Annotated in this window: 19 protein-coding genes; 7 read left to right on the top strand and 12 right to left on the bottom strand. The window is 45.9% G+C overall.

The window, feature by feature from the left end:
- Nucleotides 1-94: 94 nt before the first annotated feature.
- Both rpsA and KTQ90_RS07175 read right to left on the bottom strand, forming a co-directional pair.
- Complete coding sequence (rpsA, locus tag KTQ90_RS07180) at nt 95-1,867, bottom strand: 30S ribosomal protein S1 (protein WP_022159086.1); 1,773 nt, start codon at nt 1,865-1,867, stop codon at nt 95-97.
- 120 nt (nt 1,868-1,987) lie between these two features.
- Nucleotides 1,988-3,190, bottom strand: coding sequence for a transglycosylase SLT domain-containing protein (locus KTQ90_RS07175; protein ID WP_217317769.1), 1,203 nt, complete (start codon nt 3,188-3,190; stop codon nt 1,988-1,990).
- A gap of 111 nt (nt 3,191-3,301) precedes the next feature.
- On the opposite strand from KTQ90_RS07175, the gene KTQ90_RS07170 reads away from it, so the two are divergent.
- Complete coding sequence (locus KTQ90_RS07170; protein ID WP_217317768.1) at nt 3,302-4,336, top strand: aminotransferase class I/II-fold pyridoxal phosphate-dependent enzyme; 1,035 nt, start codon at nt 3,302-3,304, stop codon at nt 4,334-4,336.
- A gap of 169 nt (nt 4,337-4,505) precedes the next feature.
- Here the strand turns inward: KTQ90_RS07170 and rplI are convergent, their stop codons facing one another.
- The 6 genes from rplI to radA all read right to left on the bottom strand — a co-directional run bounded on the left by rplI (nt 4,506) and on the right by radA (nt 9,392).
- Complete coding sequence (gene rplI, locus KTQ90_RS07165; RefSeq protein ID WP_022159083.1) at nt 4,506-5,012, bottom strand: 50S ribosomal protein L9; 507 nt, start codon at nt 5,010-5,012, stop codon at nt 4,506-4,508.
- Between the two features lie 20 nt (nt 5,013-5,032).
- On the bottom strand, nt 5,033-5,302 hold the full coding sequence (gene rpsR, locus KTQ90_RS07160) for a 30S ribosomal protein S18 (protein ID WP_007898866.1): 270 nt from the start codon (nt 5,300-5,302) through the stop codon (nt 5,033-5,035).
- A gap of 3 nt (nt 5,303-5,305) precedes the next feature.
- Nucleotides 5,306-5,647: a 30S ribosomal protein S6 gene (gene rpsF, locus KTQ90_RS07155; protein WP_007898864.1), complete on the bottom strand. Its 342-nt coding sequence runs from the start codon at nt 5,645-5,647 to the stop codon at nt 5,306-5,308.
- Nucleotides 5,648-5,876: 229 nt separating this feature from the next.
- Nucleotides 5,877-7,124: a phosphoglycerate kinase gene (locus KTQ90_RS07150; protein ID WP_217317767.1), complete on the bottom strand. Its 1,248-nt coding sequence runs from the start codon at nt 7,122-7,124 to the stop codon at nt 5,877-5,879.
- 118 nt (nt 7,125-7,242) lie between these two features.
- A complete protein-coding gene (gene queC, locus KTQ90_RS07145) occupies nt 7,243-7,893 on the bottom strand; it encodes a 7-cyano-7-deazaguanine synthase QueC (protein ID WP_022159081.1) in 651 nt (216 codons plus the stop codon).
- Between the two features lie 92 nt (nt 7,894-7,985).
- Nucleotides 7,986-9,392, bottom strand: a complete 1,407-nt coding sequence (gene radA, locus KTQ90_RS07140; protein WP_217317766.1) for a DNA repair protein RadA — start codon at nt 9,390-9,392, stop codon at nt 7,986-7,988.
- A gap of 108 nt (nt 9,393-9,500) precedes the next feature.
- Here radA and KTQ90_RS07135 point away from each other — a divergent pair, with 108 nt between their 5' ends.
- Together KTQ90_RS07135 and KTQ90_RS07130 are read left to right on the top strand one after the other, a co-directional pair.
- Nucleotides 9,501-10,409, top strand: coding sequence for an ABC transporter substrate-binding protein (locus KTQ90_RS07135; RefSeq protein WP_217317765.1), 909 nt, complete (start codon nt 9,501-9,503; stop codon nt 10,407-10,409).
- A 5-nt stretch (nt 10,410-10,414) separates the two neighbouring features.
- Nucleotides 10,415-12,592, top strand: a complete 2,178-nt coding sequence (locus tag KTQ90_RS07130; RefSeq protein ID WP_217317764.1) for a tetratricopeptide repeat protein — start codon at nt 10,415-10,417, stop codon at nt 12,590-12,592.
- 164 nt (nt 12,593-12,756) lie between these two features.
- Here the strand turns inward: KTQ90_RS07130 and KTQ90_RS07125 are convergent, their stop codons facing one another.
- Nucleotides 12,757-13,629 (bottom strand): sigma-70 family RNA polymerase sigma factor, encoded by an 873-nt coding sequence (locus tag KTQ90_RS07125; RefSeq protein WP_022159077.1) that lies wholly within the window; start codon nt 13,627-13,629, stop codon nt 12,757-12,759.
- Between the two features lie 311 nt (nt 13,630-13,940).
- Between KTQ90_RS07125 and KTQ90_RS07120 the strand changes: the two genes are divergently transcribed.
- On the top strand, nt 13,941-15,245 hold the full coding sequence (locus tag KTQ90_RS07120; RefSeq protein ID WP_217317763.1) for an MFS transporter: 1,305 nt from the start codon (nt 13,941-13,943) through the stop codon (nt 15,243-15,245).
- A gap of 3 nt (nt 15,246-15,248) precedes the next feature.
- Nucleotides 15,249-15,974, top strand: coding sequence for a 16S rRNA (uracil(1498)-N(3))-methyltransferase (locus tag KTQ90_RS07115; RefSeq protein ID WP_217317762.1), 726 nt, complete (start codon nt 15,249-15,251; stop codon nt 15,972-15,974).
- A gap of 274 nt (nt 15,975-16,248) precedes the next feature.
- Here the strand turns inward: KTQ90_RS07115 and KTQ90_RS07110 are convergent, their stop codons facing one another.
- Together KTQ90_RS07110 and KTQ90_RS07105 are read right to left on the bottom strand one after the other, a co-directional pair.
- Nucleotides 16,249-16,779, bottom strand: coding sequence for an FHA domain-containing protein (locus KTQ90_RS07110; protein ID WP_217317761.1), 531 nt, complete (start codon nt 16,777-16,779; stop codon nt 16,249-16,251).
- Nucleotides 16,780-17,835, bottom strand: coding sequence for an HU domain-containing protein (locus KTQ90_RS07105; RefSeq protein WP_254359318.1), 1,056 nt, complete (start codon nt 17,833-17,835; stop codon nt 16,780-16,782). It abuts the gene before it with no gap.
- A 160-nt stretch (nt 17,836-17,995) separates the two neighbouring features.
- On the opposite strand from KTQ90_RS07105, the gene KTQ90_RS07100 reads away from it, so the two are divergent.
- Nucleotides 17,996-18,799, top strand: a complete 804-nt coding sequence (locus tag KTQ90_RS07100; RefSeq protein ID WP_217317759.1) for a DUF4738 domain-containing protein — start codon at nt 17,996-17,998, stop codon at nt 18,797-18,799.
- A 254-nt stretch (nt 18,800-19,053) separates the two neighbouring features.
- Here KTQ90_RS07100 and feoB read toward each other — a convergent pair whose 3' ends face one another.
- Nucleotides 19,054-21,585: a ferrous iron transport protein B gene (gene feoB / locus KTQ90_RS07095; protein WP_217317758.1), complete on the bottom strand. Its 2,532-nt coding sequence runs from the start codon at nt 21,583-21,585 to the stop codon at nt 19,054-19,056.
- A gap of 398 nt (nt 21,586-21,983) precedes the next feature.
- On the opposite strand from feoB, the gene KTQ90_RS07090 reads away from it, so the two are divergent.
- Complete coding sequence (locus KTQ90_RS07090) at nt 21,984-22,841, top strand: ATPase (RefSeq protein ID WP_217317757.1); 858 nt, start codon at nt 21,984-21,986, stop codon at nt 22,839-22,841.
- Nucleotides 22,842-22,977 lie beyond the last annotated feature (136 nt).

Raw genomic sequence — 22,977 nt, 5'->3', positions numbered from 1 at the left:
ACGCATTAACAAAATGCAGGTGTGCTTAAAAGGTAAAAAAGGCGACTGCATTAAGCAGTCGCCTTCTTATTATGTTTATGGATTTGAGTTACGATTATTCGCCCTTCTCCATCTTAGCCTTGAGCTCTGCGAGAGCGTCGAGGTCACCGAGAGTTGTGCTGGCAGCTACGTTGTTGATAACCGGAGTAGACTCCTTCTTAGCTGTGTTGTGCTTGCGCGGTGCCTTAACCTCGTCCTTAGCTGTCTCGAATGTACGGCTATGTGAAAGGATGATACGCTTTGTCTCCTTAACAAACTCGATTACCTTGAACTCGAGCTCCTCACCAAGCTGTGCCTGTGTGCCATCCTCCTTAACGAGGTGCTTAGGAGTAGCGAAGCCCTCACCACCCTCGTTGAGAGTGATAACAGCGCCCTTGTCCATCATCTCTGTAATCTTGCCTGTGTGTACAGAACCCGGAGTGTAGATAGTCTCGTATGTATCCCAAGGATTCTCCTCAAGCTGCTTGTGACCAAGGCTGAGACGACGGTTCTCCTTGTCGATCTCGAGAACTACAACGTCGATGTTTGCACCAACCTGTGTGAACTCTGACGGATGCTTAACCTTCTTTGTCCAAGAAAGGTCTGAGATGTGGATAAGGCCATCAACACCTTCCTCGAGCTCTACGAAGATACCGAAGTTAGTGAAGTTGCGAACCTTAGCTGTGTGCTTGCTGCCTACCGGGTACTTAACCTCGATTGCCTCCCACGGATCTTCCTTGAGCTGCTTGATGCCGAGAGACATCTTGCGCTCTGCGCGGTCGAGTGTGAGGATAACTGCCTCTACCTCGTCGCCTACGTGGAGGAACTCCTGTGCTGAACGGAGGTGCTGGCTCCAGCTCATCTCTGAAACGTGGATAAGACCCTCAACGCCCGGAGCGATCTCTACGAATGCGCCGTAATCAGCGATAACAACTACCTTACCCTTAACGTGGTCACCTACCTTGAGGTTCTCGTCAAGAGCATCCCATGGGTGCGGAGTGAGCTGCTTCAGACCGAGAGCGATACGCTTCTTCTCGTCATCGAAGTCGAGGATAACAACATTAATCTTCTGGTCGAGTGCTACAACCTCGTGCGGATCGCTTACGCGGCCCCAAGAGAGGTCTGTGATGTGGATGAGACCGTCAACACCACCGAGGTCAACGAATACACCGTAAGATGTGATGTTCTTAACTGTACCCTCGAGGATCTGACCCTTCTCGAGCTTGCCGATGATTTCCTTCTTCTGTGCTTCCAACTCAGCCTCGATGAGAGCCTTGTGAGAAACAACTACATTGCGGAACTCCTGGTTGATCTTAACAACCTTGAACTCCATTGTCTTGCCTACGAATACGTCGTAGTCGCGTATTGGGTGAACGTCAATCTGGCTTCCCGGGAGGAATGCCTCAATTCCGAATACATCAACGATCATGCCACCCTTAGTGCGGCACTTGATGTAACCCTGGATAACTTCTTCGTTCTCAAGAGCTGCGTTAACACGCTCCCAGCTCTTGCTAAGACGAGCCTTCTTGTGAGAGAGTACGAGCTGACCCTTGCGGTCCTCCTGGTTCTCTACATAAACCTCAACCTTGTCGCCTACCTTCAGCTCCGGGTTGTAACGGAATTCAGATGCAGGGATGATACCGTCGCTCTTGTAACCGATGTTTACGATAACCTCTTTCTTGTCGATAGAGATTACAGTACCCTCAACTACCTGGTGCTCAGATACCTTGTTAAGTGTTTCGTCATAAGCCTTCTCAAGCTCCTGCTTGCTTACGTTCAAGCTACTTCCATTCTCAAACTCGTCCCAGTTGAAGTCTGCCAATGGCTGTACGTTCTTTAAATTTGACATAAAATTAGTAAAAATTGAAAATTAATAAAGTTAGACTTTATGTGAATTATTAAATCGAGTTGCAAAGGTACGCATATTTTTCCGTAACGATACAATTATATATTATATGTGTTTTAATTATTAATTATCTTTAACATTCTTGAGCTTGAAACGGTGTTTCTTGCTTGCTTTGTGTGGCTCATAAACGGTTGGGGCATCATCGGTTGGGGCTAATGACGATGCATTTCTGACGCCTCGATACTTCTGCCAGCGGCTATATATGGCACTAACGTAGTTGACAGTCTCGCTACCACGCATATATCCGTATTTGACTACGGGGTCGTTATAGCATTCTGGTGTGCTGAGCTTTAGTACGTATTCAGCTACATGTATCCATTTGTGTGGATTCTTGCCGTTCTTTTTAGTCAATGCCATAGCGTCACGGATATGAAAGAATCCGCCGTTGTAGCTTGCAAGTATAAAGAATTTGCGTTCTTCTGGGTTTCTTATATCCGTAAAGTGCGAGTTTAACTCGTTGATGTAACGCACTGCTGCATAGATGTTTTGCTCCGGTTCGTATACTTCACTTTCTGCTAATCCGAGACGTCTTGCAGTTTCTGGCATAATCTGCATCAATCCCTTTGCGCCAGCCCAAGAATACGCCTTAGGGTCGAAGCATGATTCTTGATAACATTGGGCAGCAAGCAGTCGCCAGTCCCATCTTGCGATAGGGGCGTAGCGCTTAAAAAGGTGGTCGTAGTTGGAGATGATGCCTGCTTGTGTGTTCAGCATTGGGGCATACACATGTCTGTGGATGCTTTGTGTGGAGAACAACTCTTTTTCCTCACGTTTTACATTTGCTGCAATCTCAGGCTTGTACCAGTTCTTGATGCTGTCTGCTAATTCTGTATTGCCGTCTCTTACAGCCCAGGAGAGTTTGCCTTGGTCTGTGCTGTATCCGCACGGTATTATACCTTTTGTGGAGGTCGGAATAGGGTATACAATCATATCTGCATCTCCAGATTTGAATTTTTTGACCATTTCATCGATGCTTCTGCAAATGTCAACGCGTAGAGACACGCCGATTTTCTGTGCAAATTTCTCACACATAAGATACTGCGTGCCTAATTGTTTTCCTCTATATTCGTAATAAGTGTCTGGTCCACTTATAGTTAAAACGACCATTTCACCGCTTTCTTGAATGTCTCTGAGCGAGAATGTCTGCGATGTAGTGGTGTCTGTTCCGAACGTGTCGCCCCAAGGAGTTTGCGTAGATTGTTGTTTCTCTGTGCAAGCTCCGAGTGCCATTATGAGTAGGAGTGTGAGGATTGATTTTGTATGCATATAAACTTGTTCTCAAGAGCCTACAAAAGTACAATAAATCTTGCATAATACCTAAAAATAACTTACTTTTGTGTATTAATATTTAGAGTTGAACTTTTCGAATTATTATTTATGAAACCATTAGAGGAATTGGTGCGAACGAACATCTTGAATATGACTTTGCAGGATTTTAAATATGAAGGTGCTCGACGTTCTGAGTCGTGTATATGGCTCGACAGAGACGAAAACCCATATAATTCGCCTTATAACCGTTATCCGGATGCTTTGTTGAATGTGCTGAAGACATCGATTGCTAAGGTGAAGAATGTTGGTGTGGGTAATGTGTTTGTGGCAAACGGACGCCATGCGCTTGTCGACGCAATGTATCGTTGCTTTTGTACGCCTGGTGTTGACAATGTTATCACTGTTGAGCCTACATATTATATATATGGTGCTTTAGCGCAGTTGAACGATGTGGAGAATCGTCGTGTTTTGCTCGCCGATAACTTCCAGTTGAATGCGGAGCGTGTACTTGAGCAATGTGATGAGCATACCAAACTTATTTGGATCTGTTCGCCGAACTCTCCAACCGGTGCTGCAGCCAATCCTTCTGAAGTGATTATGCTGCTGGAGATGTTCGATGGAATCGTTGTTTTGGATGAATCGTATGTAGACTTCAGTAACCGGGCTTCTTGGCGCTCTCGACTTGCAAAGTATGAAAATCTTGTTGTGATGAACACGATGGACAATTCTTGGGGGTGTGCTGCCATTTCGGTGGCTATGCTTTATGCAAGTCGTGACATTGTTGGCATATTGAATAGGGTAGCGGCGCCTTTTGCTTTGAACTCATTGTCGCAGAAGGTTGCCATAGAAGAATTCAGAGACACATTTGAAGCTGAAAAGCGCGTGCGCACAATCATTCTCGAGCGCCAGCGTATGGTTTCTGCTTTCATGGACTTGCCTATTTGCAAACGTGTCTATCCGTCAGAAACAAACTTCTTGCTTGTAAAGTTTGAGAATGCGCAAGCTGTATATAAATATCTGTCGGATAGGGGAATAATGGTAAAGGATTGTTCCGGTATGCCGTTGTGCGAGAATTGCTTGCGCATAACCATCGGTTCAAAGCCTGAGAATAACGAGTTACTTTCTGCGTTGCGTCAATATTAAACCGATATTGGGCGGAAGCGAAATAATACGGCATTGTGTCAATTAATTGTGTTGGCGCAATGCTTTATTTTTTTGAGGGCGAGACGATAAAAATTAACCTATAAAACGATTAAAGGTAGAATGTCGAAACATTCTACCTTCAATTTTATGTTGTAATCTGTAAATCGAATTACTCAGCTGCGTTCTCTTCAGTTGCCTCAGCCTTTGCTTCTTCAACCGGAGCCTCAACTACAGCGTTCTCTGCTACGACCTTAACCGGGAGCTTAACCTCAACCTCCTTGTGGAAGTGGATAGTAGCCTCGAAGTCGCCAACAGTCTTGATGTCGCGCATTGTGATGATCTTGCGATCAATCTCAAAGCCCTTCTTCTGAAGTTCCTCAGCAACGATGTTTGCGTTTACAGAGCCGTAAGTAGCACCAGTAGCGCTAACCTTAGCCTCGATAACGAGCTCAACACCATTGAGAGCCTCAGCCTTCTTCTCAGCCTCAGCCTTGAGGACAGCGAGCTTGTGAGCCTGCTGCTTCAAGTTCTCAGCGAGAACCTTCTTTGCTGATTCAGAAGCGATAACACCCTTACCCTGCGGGATCAGGTAGTTACGGCCATAACCATTCTTTACGTTTACGATATCGTTCTTGTAACCCAAGCCGATAATATCTTCCTTAAGTATAATCTCCATAATTGCTATTCCTCCTTAATTTATTTCATCAAATCGGTTACGTAAGGAAGCAACGCAATCTGGCGAGCACGCTTAACAGCCTGTGCTACGCGACGCTGATACTTCAAAGATGTACCTGTGATACGACGCGGAAGGATCTTGCCCTGCTCGTTCAAGAACTTCTTGAGGAACTCAGGATCCTTGTAGTCGATGTACTTGATACCGCTCTTCTTAAAACGGCAATACTTCTTCTTGCGTGTGTCCACTGAAGGTGGAGTCAAATAGCGAATTTCTGATTCTACTGCTGCCATGTTTTAAGCCTCCTCTTTTTTGAACTTGTTAACTCGCTTCTCTGCATACTGAGCTGCATACTTGTCGAGCTTAACAGTGATGTAACGAATAACTTTCTCGTCGCGGCGATAGCCAGTCTCGAGAGTCTTGATAATTGTTGGCTCAGCCTTGAACTCCAACAGGCAATAGAATCCTGTAGACTTCTTCTGGATAGCATAAGCCATCTTCTTGAGTCCCCAAGCCTCTTCGTTCACAATCTCTGCACCATTGTCAGTGAGGAGCTTCTTGAACTTAGCGACCGTTTCCTTCATCTGTTCATCAGACAAAACGGGAGTCAAAATGAAAACGGTTTCGTATCGATTCATTGTGTTAAAAATTAAATAAATATTACTTTTGCAAAATTGCGAGTGCAAAGGTACTGATTTTATCTTAAATAAAGTATGCGAAGTAATTCTAATATCTAAATCTTAACTTTATTTAATAAAAAACTATCCAATAGCATCGAGTGATGAATGAAAAAGGCTGCAAACCATATATATTAATGTATATAGTTTGCAGCCATATTATGTTTTGTCTACTTTGAAGCTAAATAGCTTATGCCTCGATAGCAGCTACGCCCGGGAGTACCTTGCCCTCGATAGCCTCGAGAAGAGCGCCACCACCAGTAGAGATGTAAGAAACCTGGTCAGCCAAGCCGAACTTGTTGATGCAAGCTACAGAGTCGCCACCACCGATGAGTGAGAATGCGCCTTCCTTAGTTGCCTCAGCGATTGCTTCAGCGATTGCCTTTGAGCCACCAGCGAAGTTGTCGAACTCGAATACACCTGCAGGACCGTTCCAGAGGATAGTCTTAGCGCCCTTGATAGCGTCTGCGAAGAGCTTGCGTGTCTCAGGACCTGCGTCCATACCTTCCCAACCCTCAGGAATTGCGCCTGACGGGCAAACCTGTGTGTTGCAGTCGTTCTTGAATGCGTCGCCGCATACAGAGTCTGTGCCGAGAACGAGGTTTACACCGTTCTCCTTAGCCTTCTTTATAACGTCGAGAGCTACGTCCAGCTTGTCGTCCTCGCAGATAGAGAGACCGATGTGGCCGCCCTGAGCCTTGGCGAATGTGTATGTCATACCACCGCAGAGGATGAGGTTGTCAACCTTTGTGAGGAGGTTCTCAATGATGCCGATCTTTGTAGAAACCTTAGAGCCACCCATGATAGCTGTGAACGGGCGCTTGATGTTGCCGAGAACTGCGTCAACAGCATGTACCTCTTTCTCCATGAGGTAGCCGAGCATCTTGTGATCCTTGTCGAAGTACTCGTCGATAACGGCTGTAGAAGCGTGCTTGCGGTGAGCTGTACCGAATGCGTCCATTACGTAGCAGTCTGCGTAAGAAGCGAGCTTCTTAGCGAACTCCTGCTGGCGAACCTTCATCTCCTTCTTTGCTGCGTCGTACTCAGGTGTGCCCTTCTCTACGCCTACCGGCTTGCCTTCCTCTTCCGGATAGAAGCGGAGGTTCTCAAGAAGAAGTGCCTCGCCCGGCTTCAAAGCTGCAGCCTCTTCAGAAGCGTTGCCGCAATCCTTAGCGAACTTAACCTCTACACCGAGAGCAGCAGATACGTTAGGAACGATCTGGCTCAAAGAGAGCTTCTCGTTAACCTTGCCCTTCGGCTTGCCCATGTGAGACATCATGATGAGAGCGCCGCCGTCTGCAAGCACCTTCTTAAGTGTAGGAAGAGCGCCGCGGATACGGGTATCGTCTGTTACTTTTCCATTCTCGTCCAATGGTACATTGAAGTCTACGCGTACAATTGCCTTCTTGCCGGCAAAGTTAAAATCTGCGATTTTCATTTTCTTAAAATGTTTATTAAAAGTTAGAAATATTTCTGTTTTTAAGCTAAATGCCTGTATTTGACCGCAAATTTACTAAAAATATATAGATATTTTGCAAGTTCGCAGTTAAATTTACTTATTCGTATATTGTTTTATCCTCTATTCCGGCTTCTGCGAGAGCTTCCTTGCGTTCTACGCAGGTGCCGCATTTGCCGCAATGCACTTCGCCGCCTTTGTAGCAGCTCCATGTTTCGGTGTAGTCGATGCCAAGCTTTTTGCCTATGCGTGCAATGTCGCTTTTGGTAATCTTTGTGTATGGCGCAACTACTTTTACATTATTATAGGTGCCTGCCGTAGCAGCTGCGTCTATGGCGTTTATGAACTCTGGGCGGCAATCGGGATAGATGGTGTGGTCGCCACCATGATTGGCAATAAACACTTGGTCGAGATTGTTGCTCTCTGCTATGCCGATGGCGATGGAAAGCATAATGCCGTTGCGGAACGGCACAACCGTCGACTTCATGTTGTCGTCAGCATAATGTCCTTCGGGGATTGCCTCCGCACCATCAAGCAAGCTCGACTTGAAATACTGGTGCATGAAGTCGAGGTTTATTGTAATGTGTTTGATGCCGAGTCTCTCGCAGTGCATCTTGGCAAACGGTATCTCTCGTGCGTTGTGATTGCTACCGTAGTCGAACGAAATGCCGAGTGCAATCTCGTCTTTGTGGTCGTAGAGTAGGGTGATGGAATCCATTCCGCCACTCACGATTATTACTGAGTTTTTCATATTCTCTTTCTTTTAATGTTTTATGTAATATAAATTCTTAACCCTATGATAGTCAATGTTGTCTGTCTTAAACTTTAATGTTTTCTTTAACGTTATCCGAACAAAGCTCTAAGCGCTTCTTCAACCTTTCTAACTGGATGAATGTTGATTTTGTACTTGCGTGCATTGATGCTCTGTACGTTGTGTAGCGGTAGTATTATATCTGTGAAGCCGAGCTTTTCTGCTTCGCCGATTCGCTGCTCAATGCGGTTGATAGGGCGTACTTCGCCGCTTAGTCCTACTTCGCCTGCCATGCACCATCCGGCTTCTATTGCCGTATCTACGTTGCTTGACAATACGGCAGCTATAACGCTCAAGTCCATGGCAAGGTCGGTTACGCGGAGTCCGCCGGCTATATTCACGAAAACGTCCTTCTGTGTCAGTTTGAAACCTACACGCTTTTCTAGAACTGCGAGCAACATGTTCAGACGGCGCTGGTCAAACCCTGTAGCCGAACGCTGTGGCGTGCCGTATGCTGCTGACGAAACGAGAGCCTGAGTCTCTACGAGGAAAGGGCGTACGCCCTCTATTGCCGAACTGATAGCCACTCCCGACAGTCCTTCGTGGTCTTGCGACAGCAGTAGTTCTGAAGGGTTGCTTACTTGGCGCAAGCCGGTTTGCTGCATTTCGTAGATACCGAGCTCGGAAGTGCTTCCGAAACGGTTCTTTATCGATCGCAAGATGCGGTACATATAGTGCTGGTCGCCCTCAAATTGTATCACGGTGTCTACAATGTGCTCCAGAATCTTCGGTCCGGCAAGCGTTCCTTCCTTATTTATATGTCCGATGAGTATGACCGGTGTGCCCGTAGTCTTTGCAAAACGGAGCAGCGAAGCGGCGCATTCACGCACCTGCGTGATGCTGCCCGGACTGCTTTCCACCTCGTCAGTCGCGATTGTCTGTATAGAGTCGATTACGAGCAACTCCGGTGCGAGTTCGTTCGCAAACTCAAATATCTTCTGTAGCGATGTCTCGCACAATATATTAATGTTGTCGACAGCTGCAGTTGTTGCGTTAGCCATCCCTCCAAGCAGGCGCTCGGCGCGCATTTTTAACTGGTGTGCGCTTTCCTCGCCGCTGACATACAAAATCTTACGGTCGGGGATGTTGAGTATGGTTTGAAGTGTCAACGTACTTTTGCCTATACCTGGTTCGCCACCAAGCAGCACGATGCTTCCCACAACGAGTCCGCCGCCAAGCACGCGGTTCAGTTCGTCGTCGTGCATGTCGATGCGTGGATCGTCTTGCGTCGGGATGTCCGAAAGCTTAATCGGACTGCTTTTGCCGGATGTAGCATTGTTGTGGCGGAATAGTCCGTCCGCATTGCCGCCAGGTTGGCTTGCGCCGAGGCGTATCTCCTTGAATGTGTTCCATTCTCCGCAGTTAGGGCATTTGCCGATCCATTTCGTTGATTCTTGCCCGCAGTTGCTGCAAACATATGCTGTTTTGGTCTTTGCCATAATAATGATTGTCTTATTTATTTGTCGTGGCATTTATCGCCACGCCTTATTACCGACAAAAGTAACAATATTTTTCGTTGTGTCAAAATTTATTGCTACTTTTGCCACATGAAACATATTGTGATTTATATACTTTTAGCCATATTTGCCGTTTCGTGCGGCAACTCCATCGAGGAGAAAGAACGTTTGACCCGTGCCGAACGCCAGCGTCTGCATCGTGAAGACTCGTTAGCGTTGAAGTTTGCCGTACTTCCTACGGCGGATTGTATGCCGTTGTTCCTTGCTAAAGAGCACCGTATGTTCGACACTCTTGGTGTTGATGTGCGTTTGCGTTGCTTTACTGCCCAAATGGATTGCGATACAGCTTTCGTTGGCGGTTCTGTAGAAGGCATCGTTACCGATATTGTGCGTGCAAAGCGTATGACAGCTGGCGGCACTTCACTTGATTATCTATCTACAACCGGCGCTTATTGGCAGCTTATTGCCAGTCGCAAGAGTCGTCTGAAGCGTATCGATCAGTTCGGCGATAAGATGATAGCCATGACTCGCTATTCGGCTACCGACTATCTTTGCGATCGTGTTCTTGCGGGCGCAAAGCTCTCGTCTATGGCGTTTCGCATTCAAGTCAATGATGTCAACATCCGCTTGCGCATGCTGCTTAATAATGAGATGGATGCAGTTTGGCTTGCAGAGCCTTTAGCTACTACTGCACGTTTGGCTGGAAATAATGTCGTTATAGACAGTAGAGATGTTAACAAATGTTTGGGAGTGATAGCTGTACGCAAAGACCGTACGGCAGATGCAAGACGCAGAAAACAACTCGCTGCTTTCACCAAGGCATACAATATGGCTTGCGACTCGCTCAATGCTAATGGCATGGGCAGATATGCAGATGTGCTTCGTAAATATTATAAGGTGGACGATCGTACAATATCTGCCTTGCCTAAGTTGAAGTTCAATCATATTGAGAAGCCACGTCAGCAGGACATCGACCTTACTTCCACAAGCAAAAAGTAAAAGCTATGGCAAATCCAACCATAAAAGACTCAATACTTATATATCATAATGTCGGCGAAGCGTTGCGTCTATTAAAGAAGCGCATGACAGATCTTTCCTTGACTGAATACATGTCTGAGGTTGAGGAGATAGATAACGACTATCGCATAATGTGCGGTTGTCTTGCTCACAATATGCGCGACCCTCAAGGCGAAATTGTATACAACCACTTGCTTCGCCGCACATTCCGCTTGTATTCCAATGTGCGCTTGGCGTCTATCGTTAAGAAGCGTCTGCCTTTTATCAGATGTGCTAATGTTGCAAAGCGTTTTGATGCGAGTGACGAGTCGGTTGGCAAGTCGTTAGAGAATTATGTGCAGGAGACGGCAATGGCTTCTCTCACGCTTGGCGATATGCCGAATACCTCAGTTGCTCGTATTAACGCGATACATCAGCGCTATATGGACGAACTGTTCAGCGCTCTGCTTGTTTCTAACCAGTGGAGTGAAGACAACAAGCGCTTCTATAGCGAATTGCTTGTTTCGCCTACGGTTGACCAGGATGATGTGTCGCTTATTTTAAGCGCTCTGACAATGGCGTTGCTTAATGTGTTTGATGTAAACAAGTGGCTCGTTCTTGTACATGTTTATGCGAACTCGACAATAGAAAGCGTAAAGCAGCGTGCATTGGTTGGTGCTATGCTTACGTTGCCTCATGGCGAGACGTCGCTTTATCCTGAGATAACAGAAACCGTCAAGTCTTTGTGCCAGTCTACAGATGCACGTCGTGAGATAGGCGAGCTTCAGTTGCAATTGTTCTTGTGCATGCAGACCGAAGAAGACAATGCGGAGATACAGCGCGACATAATGCCTACGCTGATAAAGAACAACAAGTTCAAGATGACGCGTGACGGTATTGTCGAGAGCGATGAAGATTCGCTTAACGACATACTCGATTCTGATTCCGTTGACAAGAATATGGCAGAAATGGAGGATAAGATGAAGAAGATGATGGCTATGAAGGATTCTGGTAGCGACATCTACTTCGGTGGTTTCTCACACATGAAGCGTTTCTCTTTCTTCTATCAACTCAGCAATTGGTTTGCTCCGTTCTCTTTCGACAATCCCGATGTGGCGTCTGTCTTGAAAGGCGAGAACGGAGATATTATACGTAAGGCTATCGCTCAAGGTCCGTTCTGCGACTCAGACAAGTATTCTTTTGTGTTTGCCCTGGCATCGGTTATAGACAAGTTGCCGGCAAGCGTAAAAGAGGTTGTTGCTTCTGGCAAAGGCATTGCAGATAGTGCGGTCGATGTGAATACGGAGTCGGCTGCCTATATACGTAGAATGTATCTGCAAGACTTGTATCGTTTCTTCAAGTTGCACTCTGAACGCAAGGATTTTGCGAATCCGTTTGAACGTAAAAACGACGAAATAGCGGCTTTCTTTATAGGTAACGAGCTGTTCGATGGTTTGTTGCATGAAGAGTTGTTAGTCGTTGAGCGTCACTTGTTTAAGTCGAAGAAGTATGAGGATGTTGAAAGATTGGTTTCGCGCCTCGTTGCTAAAGGTATTGCAACCGATGATGAGAAACTTCTTTGCGCTTTAACCTATCTGCGACTTGGTAGGATAGAGGATGCTTATAGCTTGTTCAAGGAGTTGCAGGCGAATGGCTATGATGCGCTGCGTGTGCAGAAAGGTCTTGCCGATACGTTGTTCGCTTTGAGGCGTTATGCTGATGCTGCAGAATGTTACAAGAAGCTATTGGCTGCTGATCCGTCTAATCGTCGCTATATATTATGTCATAGTCTTGCACTCGTAAATAGCGGCAATGTGAAGGACGGACTTGCCGACTTGTTCCGCTTGGATTATGAAAACGGCAACGACGTTGATGTTAAGCGCATCATTGCATGGGGCTATCTTGTAGACTGTAAGCCCGATGACGCAGAACGTGTCTACGATTGGATAGTGAAGTCGGACAAGGTTGCAGATACCGACTGGCTTAATTGCGGCTATGCCAAGTTCGTTCTGTCTAAGACAGCGGAGGCAACGCAATGCTTCAAGCGCTTCGCTGATTTGAACAACGCTGCGGATGCACGCGAGGTGTTGGAGAAAGAGTTTGCTAACGATTGGGATACGCTTGCCAAGAATGGAGTGAAAGGCTTTGAGGTGAAGCTGATACTTGATGTCGTTGCGGATAGGTAGCAGTTAACATGTCCCAAAATAATGTTGGCAGTTAACAACTCAATATATAATAAAAGATAAGTGCCCCCGAAATAAAGCTGTTGCTTTTTTCGAGGGCACTTTTATAAGTGACAACCAGTTCGGAAGCTAACTGTTCGCCACTTACTGAACAATTAAAATTTAGCCTAACCTAAATATTTCATGAGAATCTTTGCGTTGCCGCTGTCGCGGAGCTTTGCAATGCTCTTCTCGCGAATCTGGCGTACACGCTCGCGTGTCAGTCCGAGCTGATCGCCGATCTCCTCAAGACCTTTCTCGTGGCAACCGATGCCGAAGCACTCGCGGATGATAGTGATTTCGCGGTCTTTGAGCACCTTGTTGAGCACCGAGTTCAGCTCCAATGCCATCGACTCGTGGTCTACTTGGCGGTCGGTGCGGCTGTCTTCGCCACTCGGCATTACGTCGAGCATACAGTTGTCTTCGCCGTCCTGGAATGGAGCGTCGATACTTACGTGGTGACCGTCTGCCATGAGGCTCTGTCCGATCTTCTCCTCGTCGATGTTTGTAGCGTCTGAAAGCTCTGAAACTGACGGGTGGCGCTGGTTTTCCTGCTCGAACTTGTTTATCTCGTGGTTGATCTTGTTCAACGAACCAACCTGGTTGAGCGGCAGGCGCACGATGCGGCTCTGCTCAGCAATAGCCTGAAGGATGCTCTGGCGGATCCACCATACGGCGTATGAGATGAATTTGAAACCGCGAGTCTCGTCAAACTTCTGAGCAGCTTTAATCAGACCGATATTGCCTTCGTCGATAAGGTCTGTAAGGGTGAGTCCCTGGTGCTGGTATTGTTTGGCAACAGATACCACAAATCGCAGATTGGCTGTCACAAGCTTGTCCTTAGCGCGTTCGCCCTCCGGACCGCCTTTCTTGATCTTTTGCGCAAGCTCAATCTCTTCATCAATGGTTATCAGCGGAGCACGACCGATTTCGACAAGGTACTTGTCGAGTGCTTCACTGGAACGGTTCGTAATACTTTTTTGAATTTTAAGTTGTCTCATCTTATATACCTAAACTTTCTTACGCGTAATAAAAGTGAATATCTGCTTTCGTAAATGTTACAAAAACCTTGCAAAGATACGAATTTATATTGATATGTCAAAATATTAACGCGTAAAACTTGCTTTTATTGCGAGGCTTATCAGATAGTTTGTAAAGTTTTGTGATTTGGACGCTATAAAGCCGAATGAAAACGTGTATTTTGCCCGTCTTTGTTGCCGTATTTTTAAAAAAGATTGTAACTTTGCAGGAATCAAAACGGCTGCAAATATGCTGTTAACCTCTTAATCGGAAACAAAAAACTATTACAATTATGAATATTAAAGTGCGTTTGGCATTGATGAACTTCTTGGAGTTCGCCGTGTGGGGAGCTTACCTCACTTCTATGGGTAATTATCTTGGCAGAGCCGGTATGGGTGCCGAGATTTCTTGGTTTTATGCTATACAGGGTATTGTGTCAATCTTCATGCCTACGTTGATGGGCATCGTAGCCGACCGACTTATCCAGCCGCAACGTCTGCTTGGCTATTGCCATCTCATCGCGGGTGTGTTCATGGTGAGCCTTTTTATGATGGGCATGAACAGCGCCACTCCCGACAAAACAATCTTCATGACATTGTACACACTTAGTGTGGCTTTCTATATGCCTACGCTTGCGTTGTCGAACACCGCCGCGTTCGCTATTCTTACAAACCATAACCTTGACACCGTTAAGGACTTTCCGCCTATCCGCGTATTCGGAACTGTCGGTTTCATCGCAACGATGTGGTTCGTGAATTGTGCCGTCGTGGACGGCGGTTCATTTGGTCTGACACTTGCCGACAATGCCAATAAGTTCCAGTACACCCACCTTCAGTTCCTTGTTTCCGGTGTTCTGAGCTTCGTGCTTTTCGTTTATTGCATGACTCTGCCGCAGTGCAAGCTCCAGCCGAAGAAGGCTCAGACGCTTGCCGAGTCGTTCGGTCTTGATGCGTTCAAGCTGTTCAAGACAAAGCGCATGGCTTTGTTCTTTATTTTCTCGGGCTTGCTCGGTATGTCGCTGCAGGTTACAAACGGATATGCAACACCGTTCATCACAAGTTTTAAGGGTATACCAGAGATGGCAGACTCTTTCGCAGCCAACAATGCTACGCTGCTTGTCTCGATAAGTCAGGTGGCTGAGGCGTTGTGCATTCTTCTCATTCCGTTCTTCCTGCGCCGTTATGGCATAAAGATGGTTATGCTCATCGCCATGTTCGCATGGGTACTCCGTTTCGGATTCTTCGGACTGGGCAACCCGATGATGCCAGGCGTGCTGCTCTTCGTGCTGTCGTGCGTTGTGTACGGCGTAGCGTTCGACTTCTTCAACGTTTCTGGCGGCCTGTTCGTGAATGCAGAGTGCGACGAGAGTGTTAAGGCTTCTGCGCAGGGTTTGTTTATGCTTATGACAAACGGTTTGGGCGCAACAGTCGGCACATTGCTTGCCGGACAGGTTATCAACCACTATTGTCAATGGACTGAGGACGGCTATCTGCTTGGCGACTGGCAGACATGCTGGTTTATCTTCGCTGGTTATGCTCTTGTCGTTGCTCTGCTGTTCCTTGTTATGTTCAGAACAAAGAAAGAGGTTAAGGCTTAAGAAATGAAAGAAATCAGATATTTTTACGTTCCCAACGCCGCTACCGTTGGCGAACTGCCCGAAGAGGAAGCGAAGCACGCCGTGAAGGTGCTTCGCCTCCAAAGTGGCGACCGCATGGTGCTTGTAGACGGCGAAGGCGGATTGTTTGATGCCGAGGTGAGTGTGGCTTCGGGCAAGCATTGCTTGTACAACATTCTTGAAACGCTGCCGTATGAGCGCGAATGGCGTGGCCGTATCTCTCTTGCCATTGCGCCCACAAAGATGATGGATCGCATAGAATGGATGGCTGAGAAGGCTACGGAGATTGGCTTTGATGAGATAAGTTTCCTCGATTGCAAATTCTCTGAACGCAAGACGTTGCGCACGGATAGGGTAGAGCGAATCGTTGTTTCGGCGATGAAGCAGAGCCACAAGGCATGCAAGCCGGTCGTAAACGAGATGTGTAGCTTCAAGGACTTCATTACGAAAGAGCGCAAGGGCCGTAAGTTTATTGCTCATTGTTATGCTGAAGTAGATCGCAAGGACTTGTTCGACGAACTCGCTACGATTGACGTCGAAACGCCCGTCACGGTGCTTGTAGGTCCCGAGGGCGACTTCTCTATCGACGAAGTGAAGCTTGCCATAGATCACGGCTACGAGTCGATATCGCTCGGCAGAAGCCGTTTGCGCACAGAGACGGCAGGTCTGAGTGCGGTTATGATGGCCAATCTGTCTAAGCGCCGACTGTAATAGTCTTGTTCGTTTGCAGTAGATTATCACGAGTTGTGGATTTACCATAGTCTGGTAACGATATTACCGCTATGAGGTAACAATATAGCCGAAGCGTGGTAATTGTGTTTTCGCAGCGTGGTAATAATGTCTCCTTTGCGCAGTAACTAAAGAAAGCCCGAAGTTCTATTTTGTAGAGCTTCGGGCTTTCTGTTTATGTTCTTTTGAGTCTTGCCGGACAGCAATGTATAGGTATATGTGCTTTATATAATATGTAAAGCCGCACCTTGTCTGCTTATCCCTTGATGTTGTCTGTGTGCAGTATGACGCTTGTTGCGCCGATTGTGAACAGCGTTCCGTCTTCAATCACGCGCTGCTCGCGGTCGCCGAGAATCACATTGTCTACGAATGTGCCGGTGTAGCTCGGACCGTCCTTCAGAACGTATTTCAGGTTGCCTTTCTTGTCGCGGCTAACTGTGATGGAGCAATGGTTTATATCGATGCTCGGGTCGTTAGTCTCTATGGCACAATTCACGCCGCTGTTCTTCATGTATCGTCCGATAACGTTCACACCCATGTGTAGCGGAATTACCTGCTTGTAGTGGAACACGTTCTCTATGACGGTGATGTAGCCGCACTCGCTGTCCTCGACGTTCTCTTCAGGAACGTCCTCTTTCTGTGTGTTGCGCAGCTTGGATACGCCTATGCGTATGCCGAACTGCTTGCCGCAATCGGGGCACTGGAACACCAGCGACTGGCCTTCGGTGTATTTCTTCTCGTCGAATGTGATGAAGTTATCACATTTAGGGCATCTTACTCTTTTCATTTATTTAATTTCTGTTATCCAACATCCTTCAAATTCAACATCGTTTGTCAGAGTGTTACGCGCTTTGTTGGCTTCCTCTCTTGTGCTGAATTTTCGGTAAATTACCTTAGTATGACCATTGCTGTCGGTGTAGACAGCGGCTTCCTTAAGCCCTTTCTTATGAAGTCTGCTTACGTAGTCTTCCGCATTCTTCTTAGCCACACGGCTTGCCAACACGATGCTGAAATAAGTTTCGTTAGCTTTGCTTTCTATTTTGTTGTTTGCCTCGTCGTTGGTTTCTGCAACTTGCTTGCTATCAGTTGCGTTTGTCTCATTGACTTCAGCGTTTGTTAAATCTTTCGCTTCGATTATTCCACTCAGCTTGTCGGGCTTGCCGCTTGTTATGTCCTTAGGCATAATCTCGTAGAACCAGTTGGCGCTAATTGCGCTTTGGTTGATATTCGGCTTGCTCGAATCGCCCAACTTGGCAGGCATCGTGAGCATGAATACGATGGCGATGCATGCTGCTGCTATATGTTTTATGTAGCGCAGAGGAATCTCTACGGACAGCGTCTCTGACGATGCCGTTTCCTTGTCGTCTGTCTTGTCGGTTGCTTCTTTCGATATTGTAGCCGGCTTCTTTTGTTCTACGCCTTTCTCCATAGGTTTAACGGTGATGGTATCAAGACCGTAGAGCGCGGGCGTAATGACTCCCGTTTCTTCGGGTACGAACTTCAAGGAGGAATCGTCGTTGATAATGAATTTGCCGATACCTAATAGCTCGTAGATGCGTTCTTCGTCAATGCGACGCTTCAGACTCTCTACATCTGTAGCGATTTGCTTCAGCGCTTCGGGGAAACTGATGTCGTATGTGTTGACATATTCCTGAGCGAGAAGCGAATCGTTCATAGTCAACTGCGGATTGAAGCCTACAATACGTATCGGGGGAGTGAAGAGACATGTGTCTTCGTCGTATTTCGCAGGTATGCTGTGAGCCATAAACCCACCAAAACCTGGGACAATGACACAATCATTGTCCAACAGTAACCTTGCTATATGTTTCTCCAAATCTCTCATTTCTGCAAATTTACTAAATTTTAATTATAACTCTGATATAAATAATTAAAAATTGAATAGAAAAGATTAAAATCTGCTTATTGTTTTGGTTTTAATCTGAAATATACTATCTTTGCAGACGTTATGGCTGAATTTCAGCGCAGATTAACATGTAATAAGTATGTATAATAATATAGCTAAAACATTATTCGTTTTGTTGCTTGCCGCCATGGCTGGTTCATGCGGAAACCGGCACGATAAGCCGGCGCAACCAACGGAAGACTTAACGGCAAAAAAGAACCTGCAGGGCATTTGGCTTGACGAGGACGGTGAGGATGTTGCTTTTCGTGTGAAGGGCGACTCTGTCTACTTCCCCGATTCGACAAGTGTGCCTACTTATTTCCGCATCGAGGACAACTCGTTTGTGCTGATCGGCGGTAAGACCACGAAATATACTATTGTGAAGCAGACGCCTAACGTTTTCGTCTTCAGAAATCAAAGCGGCGAGCGCGTAAAGCTCTACAAGACTAACGATGCGTCGTATATGGATGCTTTCGTGCCAAAGACGGTTCTTGATATCAATCAGAAGAAGGTGGTGAAGCGCGATAGTGTCATCTACTTCAACAATGAGAAATATCATTGCTACATACAGATTAATCCTACAACATATAAGGTTATAAAGCCTTCGGTAAATGACGATGGAGTAGAGATAGACAATGTTTATTATGACAATATAGTGAACCTTGCGGTGTACAACGGCAACCGACGCTTGTACTCAAGCGATTTGCGAAAAGAGGCGTTTATGAACGAGGTGCCGGAACAATTCCTGAAGCAGGCTGTGTTCAGCGACTTGTATTTTGATAGGGTGGACAATGAAGGCATTCACTTCTTCTCCATTCTCGCAATTCCTGAGACGTCCATAAGCTATATGGTAGAATCAATAGTGAAATTTAATGGTAGTTTGACAAAGCGGATTAAGAAATAAATTAATCCGCTTTTTTATTTAAACAAAAAAAACATAGATTGTCTCACGACAACCTATGCTTTCTTAACCTTAATAATCTAATACCATGAAAAACACGTTGCAAAGATAGTCTTAATTTATAATACAAGCAAGTGTTATACTGAAATAATATACAGGAAATAATATTATTTAAGTAAACACTTGCCCTTTGCTTGGTGTTTTTAATATAGGTTTACAGTGTTTATCGTCTATTGGAAAAATTATTTCCATTATTCTTATAGACCGAACAATACTCCCACTTGGTAGGCCGCGGCGGAAACAATCCAAGCCAAAGCCGTTGTATATACAGCTGCAAAGCCAGCCCATTTCCACGAACCGGTTTCGCCCTTTATTGCTGCTATTGTAGCGATGCAGGGGAAGTAGAGCAGTACGAATAACAGGAAGCAGTAGGATGTGAGCGGTGTGATGCCGTCTGCTATCATCTGGCGGCGCAAGTTGGTGTAAGACTCCTCGCTGCCTTCTTCTGCTGCATCCTCGGTATGATAGAGTATTCCCATTGACGAAGCCACAATCTCTTTGGCTCCAACTCCCGAAACAAGACCTACGTCAAGCTTCCAGTCGAAGCCTTGTGCGCGGAATACCGGTTCTATGGCGTGACCGATGCGTCCGATATAGCTTTGCTCCTGCTGCTGTTCGCGAGACAACTCCTCGTTGTGCGGGAAGTAGCCCAACGCCCAAACCGTAATGCTTGCAACAAGAATGATTCCACCCATCTTCTTGAGATATTCCTTGCCCTTCTGCCATGTGTGTCTGCCTATGGCTTTAGCGGTAGGGAAACGGTAGGGTGGCAGTTCCATTACAAACGGTGTGTCTTCGCCTTTGAAGAAAGTCTTGCTGAAAAGACGGCTCATGAGTATTGCCATTATAATGCCTACGATGTAGAGCGACATCATTACCGTAGAACGATACTGCTGCGCAAACATTGTGCCTATAATCATTATATATATAGGGAAGCGTGCAGAGCAGCTCATGAGCGGCAATATCATCATCGTTATAAGGCGCGAACGGCGGCTTTCTATTGTGCGTGTCGCCATTACGGCAGGCACATTGCAGCCGAAGCCCATGATAAGCGGTATGAACGATTTGCCGTGCAGTCCCATCTTGTGCATCAGCTTGTCCATGATGAATGCTGCACGAGCCATGTATCCGCTGTCTTCCATGAACGATATGAAGAAATAGAGTATAAGAATCTGCGGCAGGAATACGATTACCGAGCCTACGCCTCCGATAACGCCGTCGATAAGCATGTCCTTAAGCGGACCGCTTGCCATGTTGTCGGCTATTATTGACCCTATCCATTCTACGCCGCTCTCTATCCATCCCATAGGATACTGACCTAAAGAGAACGTGGCTTCGAACATTATCCATATCATAAGTATGAATATCGGGAAACCTACATATCGGTTGGTGATGACCTGGTCTATGAGGTGTGTCAGCTGATAAGTGTCTTTTTTGTTGCCGGTTTGGTATCCGGCTTCTTGAAGCGCTCCATGTATGAAGCCGTACTTGGCATCCATGATGACTGTTTCGCAGTCGTCGTGGGTATAGTTCTGCACATTAGCCACAGCCTTGTCGCGTACGGCGAATATTTCCTTAGCACAACTCGTTGACGAAACGATAAGCTGTTCGGTCTCTTTGTCCTTCTCAAGGAGCTTTATTGCGAGATAGCGTGTAGAATAGCGGTGGCGTAAGTCGTTCTCTTGTTTCAGAACTGTCTGTATTGCCTCTATGCCTTCTTCTACGTATGGTCCGTGGTTGATATGGATGTGTCGGAAAACATTGTGTTTGGGTTTGACACCGCTTGCAAAGTCTTCTTCATGTTCCGTCTCCTCTTTCTCTGTTTTTTGATACTGTTCGTGCCATTGGCGAATGCCTTCTGCCACTTCGGGGTCAAGGTTGCCTTTGTCGTCAAGAAAGTCGAGTCCCTCATACATATTGATAATAATGTGGAAGAGCAGCTCGACACCTCTGCCCGTTGTGAACGTTGTCGGAATCATCGGCACGCCGAAGAGTTCGCCGAGCTTTGCATAGTCGACATTGTCGCCGCGTTTTTCGGTTTCGTCGAACATGTTCAAGGCGCACACCATGCGCAGGTGCATATCTATGAGCTGCGTGGTGAGGTAGAGGTTGCGCTCGATGTTGCTTGCGTCAATAACATTGATTACAACATCTGGCGTGTGCTCGATTATCTCCTTGCGTACATAAAGTTCCTCGGGCGAGTAGGCTGAAAGTGAGTAGGTGCCAGGAAGGTCTACGATGTTGAAGTCGTAGCCTTCGAACGTTGCATGTCCTGTCTTTGCGTCAACAGTAACGCCAGAATAGTTGCCGACACGCTCGTGTGCTCCTGATGCAAAGTTGAACAGTGAGGTCTTTCCACAATTCGGGTTGCCGACAAGTGCAACGTTGATTGTGCGGCGCTTCTTCATAGCCGCGTCGCGTAGCTGTGTGTCGCTCAGACCGTCGCTTTCTTTCTCAAGAGGCTCCGATACTTTAGGCTTGTTCTTCTCAATTTCGGCAGCTTCTTCCACAGAAATCACTTCAATCATCTCGGCTTCAGAACGGCGTAGCGACACTTCGTAGCCCATAATCTTATATTTTACGGGGTCTTGTAGCGGAGCGTTCAACAGAACGTCTACTACTTTTCCCTTGATAAATCCCATCTCGACGATACGTTTGCGAAAGCCTCCGTGTCCCATGACTTTCACAATGACTCCGCGTTCGCCGGTCTTTAATTCTGATAATTTCATGTTGTTTCTATAACTTTTCGATATTCTTTATCCTTCTTTTTGGTGTAAATGCTAATTACTTGTAACAAGGATACAAAAGTACACATAAAAAATGAAAAAGAATAAACTTGATAACCTACATTTTTTGAAATACCTAAAAATGATTACTATAACATTGTGTACGATTACAGATTAAAATTAGTAACTTTGCAAATTGAAACAAACAAAATAAAAAAGCGAACAATGGAAACTCCTTTTTATTATTATATTCTATGCATATTGGCTGCCGTGATAGCCTTTCTTATTGTTAAGAAAATAACAAGTTGTATGATTAAAGTCGTGATAGCTATTGTTATGTTGGCTGTTCTGGCTCTCATATATTTTAGGTATATAGCATAATCAGAGATACTCGTTTCAAGATGAAATTGATTGTAGATAGCGGAAGTACAAAGACAGATTGGTGTTTTGCCGATTCGTCAGACGTTTATGTACTTGTACATACGGATGGCATCAACCCCGTCGTACAGTCTTACGATGAAATGTTGTCTGTTGTTCAGGAACAGATGTTGCCACGTGCAAAGCAGCAGTCTCTTGATTTAACCTCTTTGGACGAAGTATACTTCTATGGGGCAGGTTGCACGCCTGAACTTCGATTGGCTGTTGAAAAGGCATTGCGTGTGGCGGTAGGCGAAAAGCCTTCTGTCTATGTCGACAGTGATTTGCTGGCGGCGGCACGTGCTCTTTGTGGAACCGATTCTGGTATTGCTTGCATTTTAGGTACTGGCTCCAATTCATGCTACTATGATGGCGAAGGCATTAAGGAGCATACACCAGCTCTCGGTTATATATTAGGAGATGAGGGTAGTGGAGCAGTACTTGGTCGTGATTTTATTAATGGTATATTGAAAGGTACACTTTCACGAGAACTGCGTGATGTTTTTTTTGATGAATATCACACAAGTCAGGCTGATATAATTGACAAAGTTTATCATTCGGCTACTCCAAATCGTTTCCTTGCCTCGCTCTCCAAGTTCATATTGCCACATATCGGCGATGAATCTCTGGAGGCGCTTGTTGTTAGGAATTTTGAAAATTTCATAATTAGCAATATCAGAAACTATTCGGAGGCAAAACCGGTTATAAATGCGGTTGGAAGTGTTGCTTTTCTTTATCGTAAGCAATTGGAGCAGGCGGCTATGTCGCAAGGCTATGAGTTGGGAAAAATATTAAAAAGTCCGCTTGAAGGCTTGCTTGATTATCATTTTGCTAACAAATAAATGAAGATTTTTTGTCTCTAAATCTATTTATGTTTGTAAAAAAGCAAATTGATAATTTTGTGTTTGCGTGAACAATATAAAATGCAATATAGAGATAGCAAATTTAGCTGAAAAATTTTGGAGTTTTGCGAAATAG

This window comes from Leyella stercorea (assembly GCF_019052365.1).
Taxonomy (GTDB): Bacteria; Bacteroidota; Bacteroidia; order Bacteroidales; family Bacteroidaceae; genus Prevotella.
Note: the sequence above shows the minus strand (reverse complement) of the source record. Positions and strands in the feature narration are given on the sequence as shown.